The sequence below is a fragment of the Sphingosinicella microcystinivorans genome, from assembly GCF_003634215.1.
Classification (GTDB): domain Bacteria; phylum Pseudomonadota; class Alphaproteobacteria; order Sphingomonadales; family Sphingomonadaceae; genus Sphingosinicella; species Sphingosinicella microcystinivorans.
Map to the genome: position 1 here is coordinate 564,402 of NZ_RBWX01000008.1, position 15,423 is coordinate 579,824.

The window sequence follows — 15,423 nt, forward strand, 5'->3', positions numbered from 1 at the left end:
GGCGTCCGTATATAGGCTGCTCATAGGAAGCAATCGACGGGTAGCGAATGCCTTGGGAGAACAACAGTAACAATTCCGGGCCTTGGGGCAGCGGCAACGGCAACGGGCCGCGCAACCCCTGGGGTGGCGGCTCGGGCGGCGGCTCCGGCGGTGGCGGCAATCGCGGCGCCGGCGGCGGCGGACCCGATTTCGACGAGTTCATTCGCCGCAGCCAGGAACGGCTGCGTTCCGGCTTGCCCGGCGGCCCCAAAGGCGGTTCGATGCCGTGGGGCTATGTGATCCTCGGCATCGTGCTCGTTTGGGTCGCGTTCACATCGTTCTACCGCGTGGTGCCCGAAGAACGCGGCGTCGTGCAGCGCTTCGGCGCTTATTCCCGCACGACGGGACCGGGCATGCACTTCAAGCTGCCCGCACCTTTCGAGACGGTGACAAAGCCCGCGGTCGAAACCGTCGCAACGATCGACATCGGCACGGTCGATGCCTCCAGCGAGAATCTGATGCTGACGGGCGACCAGAACATCATCGACATCGCCTATGCAGTGCGATGGAAAATCAAGGATCCGGTGCAGTTCCTGTTCCAGCTCGCCGAGCCTGAAACGACGATCCGCGAAGTCGCCGAATCAGCGATGCGCGCAGAAGTGGCACGCGTTCCGCTCGATGCCGCGATCGGCCCGCAACGCGCGCAGATCGCCGAGCAGGTACGCGTGCGCACGCAGGAAATGCTCGACAGCTACAAAGCCGGTATCCAAATCGTCGGCGTCGACATCAAGCAGGCCGACCCGCCCGCCGCCGTCGATTCGGCGTTCAAGGATGTGTCCGCGGCGCAGCAGAACGCAGAGCAATATCTGAACGAAGCCCGCCGCTATTCGCAGCAGCTCCTCGCGCTGGCGCAGGGACAGGCCGCAGCCTTCGACGCGGTGTACGAACAATATCGACTGGCGCCGGAAGTGACCCGCAAGCGCATGTATCTGGAGACGATGGAAGAGGTGCTGGGCAAGGTGGACAAGACGATCATCGAGGCTGACGGCGTCGTCCCCTATCTGCCGCTGCCGGAAGTGCGAAAACGCGCTGCCGCAAATGCGGCGGGAGACGCGCAATGAGCCTGCTGCGTAACCCGGTCGCGCTCGTCGGCCTCGCCTTTCTCGCGCTGATCCTGATCACGACGTCGCTGTTCACCGTTTCGGAATCGCAACAGGCGATCATCGTGCGGCTCGGAAAGCCCGACAGGATCGTCAACCGCTACAACGCGAACGATCCCTTCGGCGCCACGGGCGCCGGGCTGACGCTCAAGGCGCCGTTCATCGAAAACGTCGTGTGGGTCGACAAGCGCATCCGCGATCTCGACATGCCCCAGCAGGTGGTGCTTTCCACCGATCAGCTTCGACTTGTCGTGGACGCCTTCGCGCGCTTCCGCATCGTCGATCCGCTGCGCATGTATCAGACGGTGCGTTCGGAGGAGCGGGTTGCCGACGAACTGTCGCGCATTCTCGGCTCCCGCCTGCGCAACGAGCTGGGCCGCCAGACCTTTGCAACGCTGCTGAGCCCCGAGCGCGGCCAGCTGATGGATACGATTCAGGAAGCCGTGAACCGTGAAGCCAGCCGCTACGGCGCCGAGATCGTCGATGTGCGCATCAAGCGTGCCGATCTTCCGCCGGGCGACCCCCTGCAGTCCGCATTTCTGCGGATGCAGACCGCGCGCCAGCAGGAAGCCGAATCGATCCGCGCGCAGGGACGGAAGCAGGCGCAGATCATTCGCGCCGAAGCCGACGCCGAGGCATCGCGCGTTTATGCGCAGTCTTTTGGCAAGGATAAGGACTTCTACGCCTTCTACCGCGCGATGCAGGCGTACCGGACCACGTTCAACGACGGCAATGCCAGCGTGATTCTCTCGCCCGACAATGAATTCCTGCGCGAGTTCCAAGGGGTCCGCGGCCGCTGATCCGTATGGGTAACGATCTCCTTGCAGCGATCGGCCTCGCACTCGTTCTGGAAGGCGCGGCCCACGCGCTGTTCCCCGACGCGATGCGTAGGGCGGCAGCGATGTTGTTTGCACGGGGAGAGAGCACGGTTCGCATCGCCGGGCTCGGCGCGGTGTTCGCGGGTGTCGCGATCGTCGCGGCGGTGCGGTTGCAGGGATGAAGACATAAGGGGCAGATTGTATTGACGCCGGGCGGTGCTTACATGGCGTCAACTTGAGGAGACGAGATACGTGCGTATCGCATTAGCCATGACCGGCGCGGCAGTTCTGTTTGCCAGCGCCGCGACACTTGCCCTTCAGGAACCGGGCCACGCCCAGCAAACGGCGCCGGAATCGCTGAGCGCGCAGCCGCAGGTGACCGCCCCCGGCGGCGCACCCGGCAGCTTCGCGGACCTGACCGCACGGCTTCAGCCCGCGGTGGTCAACGTTTCGACCACGCAGGAGATCGAGGTCGGACGCCTGCGGGGCATCCCGCGCCTGGCGCCCGGCACCCCGCTCGACGAGCTGTTCCGCCGCTTCCAGGAGCAGCAACAGGATGGGCAGGAGCCCGAGACGCGCGAGGCGCAGTCGCTCGGCTCCGGCTTCATCATCTCGCCGGACGGCTATGTCGTCACCAACAATCACGTCGTCACCGGGCGCGGCGGCACCGAGCCCGTCGACAAGATCACCGTGACGCTTTCCGACCGCACTGAATATTCTGCGCGCATCGTCGGCCGCGACCCGCTTTCCGACCTTGCGCTGCTGAAGATCGAGGGCAAGGATCTGCCCTATGTGCGCTTCGGCCAATCCGAGCGCGTGCGCGTTGGCGACTGGGTAATCGCGATCGGCAACCCCTTCGGCCTTGGCGGCACGGTGACGGCGGGCATCGTCTCAGCGCTCCACCGCAACATCCAGGCGGGACAATACGACCGCTACATTCAGACCGACGCGTCGATCAACCAGGGCAACTCCGGTGGGCCGATGTTTGATCTGAACGGCAACGTGATCGGCGTGAACACGGCGATCTTCTCGCCCACCGGCGGCAATGTCGGCATCGGCTTCGCGATCCCGGCCGAGCAGGCCTCTCCCGTGATCGACCAGCTGCGCTCTATCGGGCGCGTGCGGCGCGGCTACCTCGGTGTCAGCATTCAGCCGGTGACGCCCGAAATCGCCTCCGCGCTCGGGCTCCAGAAGGATCGCGGCGAGATCGTCGCAAGCGTCGAGAACGACGGCCCGGCGAAGAAGGCGGGCATCGTTCCCGGCGACGTCATCACGCGCGTGAACAACCAGGAAGTGACGGTCGACAACACGCTCTCGTCGATTGTCGCGAACAGCGGCATCGGCAGCCGCGTGCCGATCGAGCTGTACCGGAAGGGCAAGCGCCAGACGGTTCAGGCGACGCTCGTCGAACGGCCCGCAGAGATTTCCGTCGCGGGGAACGACAACGCAGCGCCGGGTGACGACAAGGCCGCGAATGAAGCCACGGCCGCAGCACGGCGCAGCCTCGGCATCACGCTTGCCGAACTGACGCCGGAGGTTCGCCGCCAGCTTGGTGTCGACGATGACGTCGAGGGCGTCGTGATCGCCAGTCTCAACCGCAACAGCGACGCCGCGAAGCGCGGCCTGCAGCGCGGCGACGTGATCCTCTCGATCAACCAGCAGCAGACGAAGACGCCTGCGGCCGCAGCCGCAGCCGTGGATGCTGCGCGCAAGGCCGGCAAAGACACGGTGGTGCTGTTCGTTAAGCGCGGATCGCGCCCGCCGCAGTTCATCGGCATCGCCATGATGGGCAAGGACGAAGGCTGAGCCTCAGCGCTTCGGCAGGAAACATGACCCCGGCCCCGACATGTTCGCGGCCGGGGTTTTCTTTTCCGGCTTCCTGTTTCCGCTCGACATGCTTTACTTGCCGCCTAGGCGGACAGGGGAGCGGGTGATGGGAACGATTTTCGTCGGTGCGGCGGGTGAAAAGCGGCTCGAACTCGATCTGAAGCGCGCCAACCGGCACGGGCTTATCGCAGGCGCCACCGGCACCGGCAAGACGGTGAGCCTGCAGATTCTTGCCGAAGGCTTCTCCAAAGTCGGCGTGCCCGTGTTCATGGCGGACGTGAAGGGCGATCTTGCCGGCCTCGCCATGCCGGGCTCGGCGACGCACAAAGCGCACGCGGCGCTTCAGGAGCGCGCGGCGAACATGGGCCTCGCCGACTACACCTACGAGGCGTTTCCGGTGGTGTTCTGGGATCTGTTCGGCGAGCAGGGCCATCCCGTGCGGACCACCGTTTCCGAAATGGGGCCGCTGCTGCTCTCGCGTCTGATGGGTCTGAATGAGACGCAGGAGGGCGTACTCACCATCGCGTTCCGCATTGCCGACGAGGAACAGCTGATGCTGCTGGACCTCAAGGATCTGCAATCGATGCTGACCTACGTGGCGGACAATGCCGCGACGATCGGCACGCGCTACGGCAACGTCACCAAGCCGAGCGTCGGCGCGATTCAGCGGCAGCTTCTGGTGCTGGAGAACGAGGGCGGCGCGCGCTTCTTCGCCGAGCCGGCGCTCGATGTGAAGGACTTCATGAAAGTGGGGGACGACGGTCGGGGGCAGGTGAACATCCTTGCCGCCGACAAGCTGATGCAGAGCCCGCGGCTTTATTCCACCTTCCTGCTCTGGCTGCTTTCCGAACTGTTCGAGGCGCTGCCCGAGGTGGGCGATCCCGACCAGCCCAAGATGGTGTTCTTCTTCGACGAGGCCCATCTGCTGTTCGACGAAGCCCCGAAGGCGCTGCTTGAGAAGATCGAGCAGGTCGTGCGGCTCATTCGTTCGAAGGGCGTCGGCGTCTATTTCATCACACAGAACCCGATCGACGTGCCCGAAGGCGTCGGCGGGCAGCTCGGCAACCGCATCCAGCACGCGCTCCGCGCCTTCACGCCGCGCGACCAGAAGGCGATCAAGGCCGCGGCGGAGACGTTCCGCATCAACCCGGGGCTCGACGTCGCGACCGCGATCACCGAGCTTAAGGTGGGCGAAGCGCTCGTTTCGCTGCTCGACCGCGACGGCGCGCCCGCGCCGGTGGAACGCGCCTTCATCCGCCCGCCGTGCTCGCGGCTTGGGCCGCTCACGGAGCAGGAGCGCAAGGTGATGATCGCAAGCTCGCCATTCGCGGGGCGCTATGAAGAGACGATCGATCGCGAATCGGCGTTCGAGATCCTGAAAGTCCGCGCGGAGAAGGCACTTGAGGAGGCGGAGGCCCAAGCCGAGACGAAGGCCGAAGCGAAAGCGACGGGCGGACGCGGCGGCAGCTGGTCGAACAGTATCCTCGGCAAGATCGCGGGCGCGGTGATCGGCGCGTTCGTGGCGAAGAAGGCGCGCGACTTCGGAGACAGCCTCGCGGGCAAGAAGCCCTCGCGGCGCGGCGCATCTGCGACTTCAACCGCCGTCGGGACGGCGGGCAGCCAGCTCGGCTATGAGATCGGCAAGGCGATCGCAGGCCCGATGGGCGGGCGCATCGGCCGCGGCGTGCTCGGAAGCTTCAGCCGCGGGATGGCGAAGAAGATCGGCTGACGATCAGCCGCCGATCGAGGCGGTTGCCGTCGCGGGATCGGTGTTGCCCGGCTGCGCGTCGATGATCGTTTTCAGGAGCGCGCCCTTGTTGACGACCTCCGTGTTCGGATCGCCCGCCGTGGAACGGGCGGACGGATCGGACTTGGCGGCGCCCGCATCGTCGAGCAGCTTCTGCTCGCCGGCGGATTTGGGAGCCGGACGCACGCCCGGGCCGAACAGCGCTTCCATCGCCTGGGTCTGCGCGCCCGTTTCCATCGGACGCGGCGCACCGGGGCGCGGCGGGGCGAGATTGTAATCCGGCGGCACGACGAGCGGCGCGGAGCGGCCGATGGCAAACTCGTCCGGCGCGTCGCGCCCGAAGATGCCGCTGCTGCCGCAGGCGGAAAGGCCAAGCGCCGTGATCGCCACGAGCGCGGCGCGCGTCAGGGAAGACATGCTTTTCAACTCCACTTCATTCTGCTGCTGCGGGCTTGCGTTCGAAGAACGCGCGCAGCAGCAGGATTGCGACACCTATGGTAATCGCCGCGTCGGCGACATTGAAGACGTAAAAGCTCCATTCGCCGACGTGGACGTGCACGAAATCGACGACGTAGCCGAAACGCACGCGATCGACGATGTTGCCGAGCGCGCCGCCGAGCACGAGCGCAAGCGCGAGAATATCGATGCGGTTCGTTTCCTTGCGCATCCACCACGCGACACCCGCCGCGATGAGCGCGGTGACGCCGGTGAGAATCCAGCGCTCTTTCGCGCCGTCAGCCTGGAGCAGCCCCATCGAAACGCCGCGATTTTCGACCCACGTGAGACTGAGGACCGGCAAGAGGTTGATGCTGCCCTTCGCCTGCAGGCCGATGCCAGCGATGATCCACAGCTTCACGAGCTGATCGACGACGAAGATCGCCGCCGCGACGAGATAGCCTTTCGCGGCGGTCACGCGAGAACCTCGTCGCAGCGCACGCAAAGCTCGGTTGCCGGATCGACATCGCCGGTGTGACGCCAGCAGCGGGCGCACTTTTCGGCCTCGGTGCGTGTTATCACCGTAGAATCGCCGCCATATTCGACCGCGCTGACGATCGAGACTTCGGCGAAGTCGGCCGCCGAGATGCCGGCGACTTCGGGGAGGCGCACGACCGCCTCGTTCGACGAGCGGATCGTCTTTTCGCGGCGGAAGGGCTCGATCGCTTCGGTGACGCTTTCACGCGCCGCGCGGATCGTCGCCCACTTTTCCCCAAGAGCCGCATCCAGCCATGCCGCATCGATCTCCGGCCAATCGAGCAGGTGAACCGAGCCGTCTTCGCTGGGGAAGCGGGCCTGCCAGGCTTCTTCGGCGGTGAACACCAGAACGGGCGCGAACCAGCGGGTGAGCGCGTGGAACAGCGTGTCCATCACCGTGCGGCAGGCGCGTCGTTTCGCTGACGTCACGGCGTCACAATAGAGGCTGTCCTTGCGCACATCGAAGTAGAAGGCGCTGAGGTCATGGACGCAGAACGCCTGCAAAGCGGTCACATAGCGCGTGAAATCGTAATCGTTCACGCACTGGCGCAGCTCGTCGCCGAGTTCGGCGAGGCGGTGCAGCACCCAGCGTTCCAGCTCTGGCATTTCGGACGCCGCGATGCGCTCGGCTTCGTCGAAGCCGTCGAGCGCGCCGAGGAGGTAGCGGAAGGTGTTGCGAACCTTGCGGTAGGCATCGGTCATGCCGCGCATGATTTCCGGGCCTATCCTGTGATCCTCGCGCCAGTCGACGTTCACCGCCCACAGGCGCAGCACATCCGCGCCGCTTTCGCCGATCACCTTGTTGGGATCGATGGTGTTGCCGAGGCTCTTCGACATCTTGCGGCCCGACGCATCGAGCGTGAAGCCGTGCGTGACGACGGCGTCATACGGCGCGCGGCCGCGCGTGACGCAGGATTGCAGCAGCGAGGACTGGAACCAGCCGCGATGCTGATCCGACCCTTCGAGATAGAGATCGGCGGGCCAGCGCAGATCAGGCCAACGGCCCGATTCGAGCACGAAGGCGTGCGTGCAGCCCGAATCGAACCACACGTCGAGAATGTCGCCGATGCGCTCGTAATCGTCGGCCTTGTACGCATCTCCCAGGAAGACCTGCGGATCGGTGCCCGTCCACGCATCGACGCCCTCGGCCCGGACCGCCGCGACGATGCGGGCATTGACCTCTGCGTCGACGAGATACTCACCCGTCTTCCGGTGCACGAACAGCGTGATGGGCACGCCCCACGCGCGCTGGCGCGAGAGCACCCAATCGGGCCGCCCGGAGACCATCGCGCCGATGCGGTTGGCGCCGCGTTCCGGCACCCAGCGCACGCGCTCGATCTCCGCCATCGCGGTTTCGCGGAGCGTGCGGCCCTCACCCTGCGCGCTGCGGATGTCGGCTTCGGTCTTGCAGAGCGGGATCTGGCCGTCGATCGGCTTGTCCATCGGGACGAACCACTGCGGCGTGCAACGGAAGATCACCTTGGCCTTGGAGCGCCACGAGTGCGGGTAGGAGTGGGAATAATCCGCCGACGCCGCGAGCAGACCGCCCGCGGCTTTCAGGTCCGAACAGATCGGCCCTTCGGGTCCGTTGAACTTCGGGTTGATGACACTGCCCTGCCCACCGAGCCATGCCCAGTCAGCGCGGTAGCGACCATCGCCTTCAACCGCGAACACGGGGTCGATGCCATGCGCCTTGCAGAGCAGGAAGTCGTCCTCGCCGTGGTCCGGCGCCATGTGGACGAGGCCCGTGCCGCTGTCGGTGGTGACGAAATCGCCCGGCAGGAATGGGCGGGGCTTGGCGAAGAAGCCGCCCAAATGATGCATCGGGTGGCGGGCGACAGTGCCTTCCAAATCAGAACCACGATAGTAGTTTATCAATCTTGTGGTCGAAATCGGATCGCCTGGCCCCACGAAATCAGCGATTCTTACGTCAGCCCGTTTTTCGAACTCTGTTTGTAAATCCGAAGCGATCAAGACCCGGATTCGTTCGCCAGACGTGCGTTCGTATTCTAGGTGATTGTAGGTAATATCAGGCCCGTACGCGATCGCTTGGTTGACCGGAATTGTCCATGGGGTCGTCGTCCAGATCACAGCGTGCGCGCCGACCAGCTCCGGCGCATTCGGCGCTTCGGTGATCTCGAACGCCACGTCCACCTGCGTGGAGACGATGTCCTCGTACTCGACCTCCGCCTCGGCGAGCGCGGTCTTTTCGACGGGCGACCACATCACGGGCTTCGCGCCGCGATAGAGCTGGCCCGACTCCGCCACCTTCAGCAGCTCGGCGACGATGATCGATTCCGCCTGGAAATCCATCGTGAGGTACGGATTGTCCCAATCGCCATTGATGCCGAGGCGCTTCAGCTGCTCACGCTGACGGTTCACCCAGTTCTGCGCGTAGGCGCGGCATTCGGCGCGGAAGGCCTTGGGGTCGACCTCGTCCTTGTTCTTGCCCTTCTTGCGGTATTCCTCCTCGACCTTCCATTCGATCGGAAGCCCGTGGCAGTCCCAGCCCGGAACGTAGGGCGCATCTTTGCCCAGCAGCGTCTGCGTGCGGACGACCATGTCTTTCAGCACGTGATTGAGCGCGTGGCCGATGTGCATGTCGCCGTTGGCGTAGGGCGGGCCGTCGTGGAGGACGAACTTTTCACGGCCCTTCCGCTCGGCGCGGAGGCGCTTGTAAAAATCGAGCCCCTGCCAGCGCGCAAGCCATTTCGGCTCCGCATCGGCCAGGCCAGCCTTCATCGGGAAATCGGTCTTCGGCAGGAAGACGGTGTCGCGGTAGTCTTTACGGGTATCGTCGCTCATATCGGGCATACGCCCTAGAGCAGCGCGGCGCGCGCGTCCACGATATCCTTGGCGATCTGGGCCTTCAGAACGTCGAGGCTGGCAAGTTTCATTTCAGGGCGCAGATGCGCGATCAGCTGTGTCTCGATGCTCTGCCCGTAAAGGTCTTCCGCAAAGTCGAACACATGGACTTCGAGCAGCTCCTTCGGCGGCGTGAACATGGGCCGGATGCCGAGGTTCGCGACACCTTCCACCACGCGTCCGTCTTCCAGCCGGCACCGCACGGCATAGATGCCGTAGGCAGGGCGAACATATTCGGCATCGATCGCGACGTTGGCCGTCGGCACGTCGATCGTGCGGCCGCGCTTGTCGCCATGCTCTACAATCCCGCGAATGGCGAAGGGGCGCCCCATCAGCGCCGTGGCTTCGCGGCAATGCCCCGCCTGCAGCGCAGCGCGCACGCGCGTGGAGGAGATGATCGCCGCGCCTTCATCGCGCACCGGCGCGACGGTTTCGGGGATGAGGCCGTGGGCACTGCCCAGTTCGAGCAGCGTTGCCGTGTCCCCGCTCGCGCCGTGCCCGAAGGTGAAGTCTTCCCCGGTGACGGTGCCCGTGAGGCCGAGGCGGCCGGCGAGAATGCCGGAAACGAATTCGTCAGCTGGTAGCGCCGCGAATGCCGCATCGAACCGCAGCACGACGGCAGCATCCAGGCCGAACGCTTCCAGCAGATCGAGCTTCTGCTCGGTCATCGTCAGCGCGAAGGGCGGCGATTGCGGACGGAACAGCCGCGCCGGATGCGGATCGAACGTGATCGCGAGCGCGGGCAGCCCCTCGGTACGCGCGCGTTCGAGCGCCCGGCCCACAACGGCCTGATGGCCGACGTGGAAACCATCGAAATTGCCGATCGCCGCAACGCCCCCCCGAAGCGCGTCGGGCAACGGCCCATCCCCCATGATGCGTTTCATGCGCGTTCTGCTATCGCGCCCGGCTTAGCGCGGCAAGGTGGCGCGGAGCACGCGAAGCACGTTGCCGCCCATCGCTTTCTCGATTTCAACTTCGCTGAAACCCTGATCGAGAAGCGCCTGCGTGACGGCGGGAAGGTGCGCGGCGTCGACGCCGACAGTCGTCGCGCCGTCCCAATCCGAACCCAGCGCGACGTGATCGATGCCGACGAGATCGCGCACGTGGCGCATCGCGCGCGCCGTCGCCTGCGGCGTGGCTGCGCACACGGCGGCGTCCCAGAAACCGATACCGACGACACCGCCCGTTGCCGCGATGCCGCGAATTTCCTCGTCGGTGAGGTTGCGGTTGGTGTTGCACGTCGCCTTGACGCCGCCGTGGCTGTAGACGACCGGCTTCGTCACCAGCTTCAGCGCCTCGGCGACGGTCTTGTGGCTGGCGTGGGCGAGATCGACGACCATGCCCTTCGCTTCCATGCGGCGGATGACATCGCGGCCGAGCGGGGTGAGCCCGCCCTTTTCGAGCCCGTGCATCGAGCCTGCCAGTTCATTATCGAAGAAGTGCGTGAGGCCCGCCATGCGGTAGCCCGCATCGAACAGCACATCGACGTTGCCGAGCTTGCCTTCGAGGTTCTGCAGGCCTTCGATCGAGAGCAGCGCGCCGGTCGCGGTCCTGTCGGCGAGCAGCGCATCGAGATCGCGCACCGTCTGTACCAGCGCGAAGCCCTTCGCGCGCTGCATCCGCTCGGCGTGCCAGAGCGAGCGCTGGAGCAGCGAATCCCATGTGCGCGGCGGCTGGAGCTGCGCGATCGTGAGCATCGTGATGGTGTCGGTGTCGGCGCCGTTCGATTCGTAATTCTGGCCCTTCGGCGACTTGGTGACGGAGGAGAAGACCTGCAGCTTCACATTGCCCTCCTGAAGCCGCGGCAGATCGACGTGGCCCCGATTGGCGCGCGCTTCAGGGTCGCGCTTCCAGAGCAGTGTGTCGGAGTGAAGATCGGCGATCGCCAGCCGATCGTGCAGCGCCTGCGCTGCAGGGCTCACCGTCCATTCGCCGGACCCCGCGATGCGGTTCATCGAGCGCTCGAGGATGCCGGGCGCAAGGCCGAAGAACAGTACGGCGGCAAGGACGACAAGCGCCGCCACGATCCAGGGCCAGCGCCGCCTGCGCACCTTCGCCTTCGCCATCAAACCGCCTCCAACGTTACAAAATCAAAAGCGGGATGCGCCTCCCCCGCCGCGTGAACCTCGCGGAAGGTCTCACGCCAGCGCGCGGGATCAAGCTCTGGAAAATAGGTATCGCCTTCGGGCTCGCCATGAATTTCCGTAAGCTCGATGCGCGTCGCGAAGGGAAGCGCCTGCGCATATATCTCCGCGCCGCCCACCACCATGATCGCCTCGGCGCGCGTGCGCGGATCAAGCCCGGCCGCCGCGATCGCTTCTGCAAGGTTCGGCACGACGGTCACACCCTCCGCCTGCCAGCCCGGCTGGCGCGTGAGCACGATGTTGTGGCGCCCGGGCAGCGGCTTGCCGATCGATTCGAAGGTCTTGCGACCCATGATCACGGGCTTGCCGACCGTGATGCGCTTGAAGCGCTTCAGGTCTTCGGAAAGATGCCACGGCATCGCGCCGTCCTTGCCGATCACCCGATTGTCGGCGCGCGCAACGACGAGAACGATGTCCGGCCTGTACGTAGGGGTCACACCGCCACCGGCGCCTTGATGTGCGGCTGCGCTTCATAGCCGACGAGTTCGAAATCCTCGTAACGGAAGCCGAAGATGTCCTTCACGTCCGGGTTGATGCGCATCTCTGGGAGCGCCATCGGGCGGCGCGTCAGCTGCAGGTCGGCCTGATCGAGGTGATTGAGATAGAGATGCGCGTCGCCGAAGCTGTGGATGAATTCGCCCGGCTTCAGCCCCGTCACCTGCGCCATCATCTGCGTGAGGAGCGCGTAGGAGGCGATGTTGAACGGCACGCCGAGGAACACGTCTGCACTGCGCTGGTAGAGCTGGCAGGAGAGCCGGCCTTCCGCGACGTAGAACTGGAACAGGCAGTGGCAGGGCGGCAGCGCCATGCTGTCCACCTCCGCGACGTTCCATGCCGACACGATCAAGCGCCGCGATTCGGGATTGCGGCGGATCATTTCGACGAGGTTCGCGATCTGATCGATGACGCGTCCGTCCGGCGTTTCCCAGCGGCGCCACTGCTTGCCGTAGACGGGGCCGAGCTCGCCTTCGCTGTCCGCCCACTCATCCCAGATCGAGACGCCGTTTTCCTTCAGGTAGCGGATGTTGGTGTCGCCCGAGAGGAACCAGAGCAGCTCGTGCGCGATCGATTTCAGATGCAGCTTCTTCGTCGTCAGCATCGGGAAGCCATCGGCGAGATCGAAGCGCATCTGGTGCCCGAAAACGCTGAGCGTTCCCGTGCCGGTGCGGTCGCCGCGCTCGGTGCCGTGGCGGCGGACGCGGGCGAGAAGGTCGAGATATTGCTGCATGCAGAAAGATATACGACGCCCCGAGCCGCTTGGCGAGAAAAGACACAAATCATTCAAAAATAAGGACTTGCCAAATCACAGCCCTCCAGATCATTACGGATGCGTTTCTGAACGGGGGGATCGTTCAGTTTGGAAGAGTCGTACGTCTGGCTGGCCGGATACTGGCTGCTGACGCGAGAGCTGTTGCTTCTCGCGGCGGCGGGCGTTGCCGTATCGAGCCTCGACGATCTTCTGTTCGACATCCTCTATTTCGCGCGGGAGCTCTGGCGGCGGCTCACCATTTATAGGGTCTGGGCGCGCGCGGATGCGAGCACGCTCGTGGGACCGGGGGTCGGCGCGCCGATCGCGGTGTTCGTGCCCGCCTGGGATGAGGCGGACGTGATCGGCCAGATGCTCGCGACGTTCACGCGCACGATGCGGCACCCGCGCTACCGGATCTTCGTCGGCGTCTATCCCAACGACCCGGCGACGCGCGCGGCGGTGGAAGCGGTCGCCGATCCTCGGATCGGAATCGTCGCCGCGCCGCATCTCGGGCCGACCACCAAGGCCGACTGCCTGAACGCGATCTGGCACGGCATGGAGGCGTATGAGCGCGCGCATGGCGTGCGCTTCAAGGCGGTCGTCCTGCACGACGCCGAAGACGTGGCGCACGCGCGTGAACTTGACGTCATCGACTATCTGATCCCGGCGAAGGCGATGGTGCAGCTTCCGGTCGTACCCTTCGCCGATCCGCAGTCGCGCTGGATCGCGGGGCACTATCTCGACGAGTTCGCCGAGAGCCACACCAAGGACATGGTGGTGCGCGAGGCGATCGGCGCAGCGCTGCCCGCCGCCGGCGTCGCGTGCGGGTTCGAGCGGGAGATGATGGGGCAGATTGCGGACGCGCTCGGCGGCGCGCCGTTCGACCCCGATTCGCTCACCGAAGACTACGAACTCGGCCACCGCATCCACGCGCGCGGCGGCAATGCCGCGTTCGTCCGCATTCCCGGCACGCGCGGCGAGCCGCATGTGACGACGCGCGAGCATTTCCCGGCGACGCTCGAAGCCGCCGTGCGACAGAAATCGCGCTGGCTGCTCGGCATCGCGCTCCACGGCTGGGACCGGATCGGCTGGCAGGGCGGGATCGCGGCGCGCTACATGCTGCTGCGCGACCGCAAGGCGCTGCTGAACGCGCTTGTCGTCATCATCGCATATGTCGCAGCGATCGCCTACGCCGCTGCGATCGTGTTGAAGGGGACAGTGCCGGACGCGCGCACGCTCCCCGCCGTGGTCGAGCGCGGCACAGCGCTTGATACCCTCCTGCGGCTGACGACTGCGCTTCTTGCGTGGCGGCTGGCGATGCGCATGGTGTTCACGGGGCGCCAGCACGGGCCCATGGAAGCAGCCCGCGCGCTCCCCCGCGCCTTCATCGCCAACATCGCGAACTTCCTCGCCGCCCTCCGCGCCTGTCGGCTCTATGTCGGCGGTCTCATCAGCAAGACACGCCCGGTCTGGGAAAAGACCGCGCATCGGTTTCCACAGATCGTGGCGGACGAATAGATGCGCCCCGTCCGCGCCTTCGGGATCATGGCCGCCGCGCTCGCGCTGTGGGCGACGTGGCGCTTCGAGGCGGCGCGCGAGACCTTAGCCGCGATGCTCGCCGCGCACGCCCGGCCTGCACCGGTCGCGCGCGCTGTGGCAGTCGCAGAGATCGCGCCCGCTCCCCAAGCTGGCAATACGGCGGCTGCAACGCGGGCAGTCTCTCCCGCGCGCGCACCGCAGGCCGCAAAGCCCACGCGCGCCTCTCTGCAACCGGTCACTCTGCCGGTCGCGTCCGAAAGTGTCGCGCAGGTGGTCGTTTCCGTTCCCACCCGAGACGGTCCGCCCACGGCCCATGATTTTGCCGCATCGGGCTACACCGCGCTGGCGCTGGGGGACCGCCGCACCGCAGCACGGCAATTCGATGCGGCGCTCGCCGCCGATCCGGGCCATGCCAATGCCGCACTCTGGCAGGCTGAACGCACAGCGCTGCTCAAGGCGTGGCGTATCGATGCCTACAGCCTGATCCGAAGCAGCGGCGGCGGCTTCGTCAGCGACCGTCCGCTGCTTGGCGGCGGGCAGAGCGGCATCCGGCTCGGCTACACGCCGGGTCCGCTGGCGCGGCGCCCGATCGAACTGTTCGGCCGCCTCGCGATCGCGCACGACTGGCTCGACCTCAAAGACCGCAGCGGGCAAGGCGCGGTCGGCGCCGCCTGGATGCCGCTTGGGCGCGACGGGCCCACTGTCGGCGCGGAGCGGCTGATCGCGATCGGCCGGGAGGGACGGGATGCTTGGGCCATCCGCGTGTCCGGCGGCGCGTGGCACGCGGCGGATGCGAAGCTTCCGATCGATCTCAGTGCCTATGCCGAAGCCGGTGTCGTCGGCGCAAGCAGCCGAGACGGGTTTGCAGGCGCGCAGGCGCTCGCGCTCTACCCGGTCGCGGCGCGCGAGGGGACACGGATCGGGCTCGGCGGGGGCGTGTGGGGCAGCGTGCAGGACGGCGGCGGCCGCACGGCATCGCGCCTCGAATTCGGCCCCGGCGCCCAGCTCTCGCAGCGCATCGGCAAAGCCACGATCGAGCTGCGCGGCGAATACCGGTTCCGCGTCGCGGGCGATGCTGCGCCGGGAAGCGGCCCGGCGCTCACCGTCGCGACGCGGTTCTGAC

Annotated in this window: 14 protein-coding genes; 7 read left to right on the forward strand and 7 right to left on the reverse strand. The window is 66.1% G+C overall.

From position 1 onward, the window contains the following. The first annotated feature begins 47 nt into the window (after positions 1–47). The 5 genes from hflK to DFR51_RS11755 all read left to right on the forward strand — a co-directional run bounded on the left by hflK (position 48) and on the right by DFR51_RS11755 (position 5,513). Positions 48–1,100: an FtsH protease activity modulator HflK gene (gene hflK, locus DFR51_RS11735; protein ID WP_121051299.1), complete on the forward strand. Its 1,053-nt coding sequence runs from the start codon at positions 48–50 to the stop codon at positions 1,098–1,100. Next, entirely contained in the window at positions 1,097–1,939 is an 843-nt protein-coding gene (gene hflC / locus DFR51_RS11740) for a protease modulator HflC (RefSeq protein WP_121051301.1), read from the forward strand. Before hflK ends, hflC begins: the two co-directional genes overlap by 4 nt. 5 nt (positions 1,940–1,944) lie before the next feature. Beyond that, positions 1,945–2,139 carry a DUF2065 domain-containing protein gene (locus tag DFR51_RS11745; protein WP_121051303.1) on the forward strand — a complete coding sequence of 65 codons (195 nt, stop codon included), beginning with the start codon at positions 1,945–1,947 and terminating at the stop codon, positions 2,137–2,139. Positions 2,140–2,227: 88 nt separating this feature from the next. Continuing rightward, positions 2,228–3,763 (forward strand): Do family serine endopeptidase, encoded by a 1,536-nt coding sequence (locus tag DFR51_RS11750; RefSeq protein WP_121051305.1) that lies wholly within the window; start codon positions 2,228–2,230, stop codon positions 3,761–3,763. Positions 3,764–3,890: 127 nt separating this feature from the next. After that, positions 3,891–5,513 carry a helicase HerA-like domain-containing protein gene (locus DFR51_RS11755; RefSeq protein ID WP_121051619.1) on the forward strand — a complete coding sequence of 541 codons (1,623 nt, stop codon included), beginning with the start codon at positions 3,891–3,893 and terminating at the stop codon, positions 5,511–5,513. A 3-nt stretch (positions 5,514–5,516) separates the two neighbouring features. On the opposite strand, the gene DFR51_RS11760 is transcribed toward DFR51_RS11755, so the two are convergent. The 7 genes from DFR51_RS11760 to DFR51_RS11790 are packed head-to-tail and all read right to left on the reverse strand — an operon-like array spanning position 5,517 to position 12,740. After that, positions 5,517–5,948, reverse strand: coding sequence for a DUF3035 domain-containing protein (locus tag DFR51_RS11760; protein ID WP_121051621.1), 432 nt, complete (start codon positions 5,946–5,948; stop codon positions 5,517–5,519). A gap of 16 nt (positions 5,949–5,964) precedes the next feature. Beyond that, positions 5,965–6,444, reverse strand: a complete 480-nt coding sequence (gene lspA / locus DFR51_RS11765; protein ID WP_243445518.1) for a signal peptidase II — start codon at positions 6,442–6,444, stop codon at positions 5,965–5,967. Beyond that, positions 6,441–9,308, reverse strand: coding sequence for an isoleucine--tRNA ligase (gene ileS, locus DFR51_RS11770; protein WP_121051623.1), 2,868 nt, complete (start codon positions 9,306–9,308; stop codon positions 6,441–6,443). The genes lspA and ileS overlap by 4 nt, the downstream gene beginning before the upstream one ends. Before the next feature lie 14 nt (positions 9,309–9,322). After that, entirely contained in the window at positions 9,323–10,252 is a 930-nt protein-coding gene (locus DFR51_RS11775; protein WP_121051307.1) for a bifunctional riboflavin kinase/FAD synthetase, read from the reverse strand. A gap of 24 nt (positions 10,253–10,276) precedes the next feature. Then, positions 10,277–11,434 (reverse strand): dipeptidase, encoded by a 1,158-nt coding sequence (locus tag DFR51_RS11780; protein WP_121051309.1) that lies wholly within the window; start codon positions 11,432–11,434, stop codon positions 10,277–10,279. Next, the gene (locus DFR51_RS11785; RefSeq protein ID WP_170151774.1) at positions 11,434–11,949 is read right to left on the reverse strand and encodes a dihydrofolate reductase; all 516 of its coding nucleotides are present in this window, start codon (positions 11,947–11,949) and stop codon (positions 11,434–11,436) included. The genes DFR51_RS11780 and DFR51_RS11785 overlap by 1 nt, the downstream gene beginning before the upstream one ends. Beyond that, complete coding sequence (locus tag DFR51_RS11790; RefSeq protein ID WP_121051311.1) at positions 11,946–12,740, reverse strand: thymidylate synthase; 795 nt, start codon at positions 12,738–12,740, stop codon at positions 11,946–11,948. Before DFR51_RS11790 ends, DFR51_RS11785 begins: the two co-directional genes overlap by 4 nt. A gap of 129 nt (positions 12,741–12,869) precedes the next feature. Here DFR51_RS11790 and DFR51_RS11795 point away from each other — a divergent pair, with 129 nt between their 5' ends. Both DFR51_RS11795 and DFR51_RS11800 read left to right on the forward strand, forming a co-directional pair. Continuing rightward, positions 12,870–14,279: a glycosyl transferase family protein gene (locus DFR51_RS11795; protein WP_121051313.1), complete on the forward strand. Its 1,410-nt coding sequence runs from the start codon at positions 12,870–12,872 to the stop codon at positions 14,277–14,279. Continuing rightward, positions 14,280–15,422: a hypothetical protein gene (locus DFR51_RS11800; RefSeq protein ID WP_121051315.1), complete on the forward strand. Its 1,143-nt coding sequence runs from the start codon at positions 14,280–14,282 to the stop codon at positions 15,420–15,422. The last annotated feature ends 1 nt before the right edge of the window (position 15,423 follow it).

Excerpts from the sequence above, each read along its gene's own strand:
- hflC (WP_121051301.1), top strand. The coding sequence starts at position 1,097 with ATGAGCCTGCTGCGTAACCCGGTCGCGCTCGTCGGCCTCGCCTTTCTC.
- DFR51_RS11755 (WP_121051619.1), top strand. The coding sequence starts at position 3,891 with ATGGGAACGATTTTCGTCGGTGCGGCGGGTGAAAAGCGGCTCGAACTC.
- DFR51_RS11775 (WP_121051307.1), bottom strand. The coding sequence starts at position 10,252 with ATGAAACGCATCATGGGGGATGGGCCGTTGCCCGACGCGCTTCGGGGG.
- hflK (WP_121051299.1), top strand. The coding sequence starts at position 48 with ATGCCTTGGGAGAACAACAGTAACAATTCCGGGCCTTGGGGCAGCGGC.
- ileS (WP_121051623.1), bottom strand. The coding sequence starts at position 9,308 with ATGAGCGACGATACCCGTAAAGACTACCGCGACACCGTCTTCCTGCCG.
- DFR51_RS11780 (WP_121051309.1), bottom strand. The coding sequence starts at position 11,434 with ATGGCGAAGGCGAAGGTGCGCAGGCGGCGCTGGCCCTGGATCGTGGCG.
- DFR51_RS11760 (WP_121051621.1), bottom strand. The coding sequence starts at position 5,948 with ATGTCTTCCCTGACGCGCGCCGCGCTCGTGGCGATCACGGCGCTTGGC.
- DFR51_RS11750 (WP_121051305.1), top strand. The coding sequence starts at position 2,228 with ATGACCGGCGCGGCAGTTCTGTTTGCCAGCGCCGCGACACTTGCCCTT.
- DFR51_RS11800 (WP_121051315.1), top strand. The coding sequence starts at position 14,280 with ATGCGCCCCGTCCGCGCCTTCGGGATCATGGCCGCCGCGCTCGCGCTG.
- DFR51_RS11790 (WP_121051311.1), bottom strand. The coding sequence starts at position 12,740 with ATGCAGCAATATCTCGACCTTCTCGCCCGCGTCCGCCGCCACGGCACC.
- DFR51_RS11745 (WP_121051303.1), top strand. The coding sequence starts at position 1,945 with ATGGGTAACGATCTCCTTGCAGCGATCGGCCTCGCACTCGTTCTGGAA.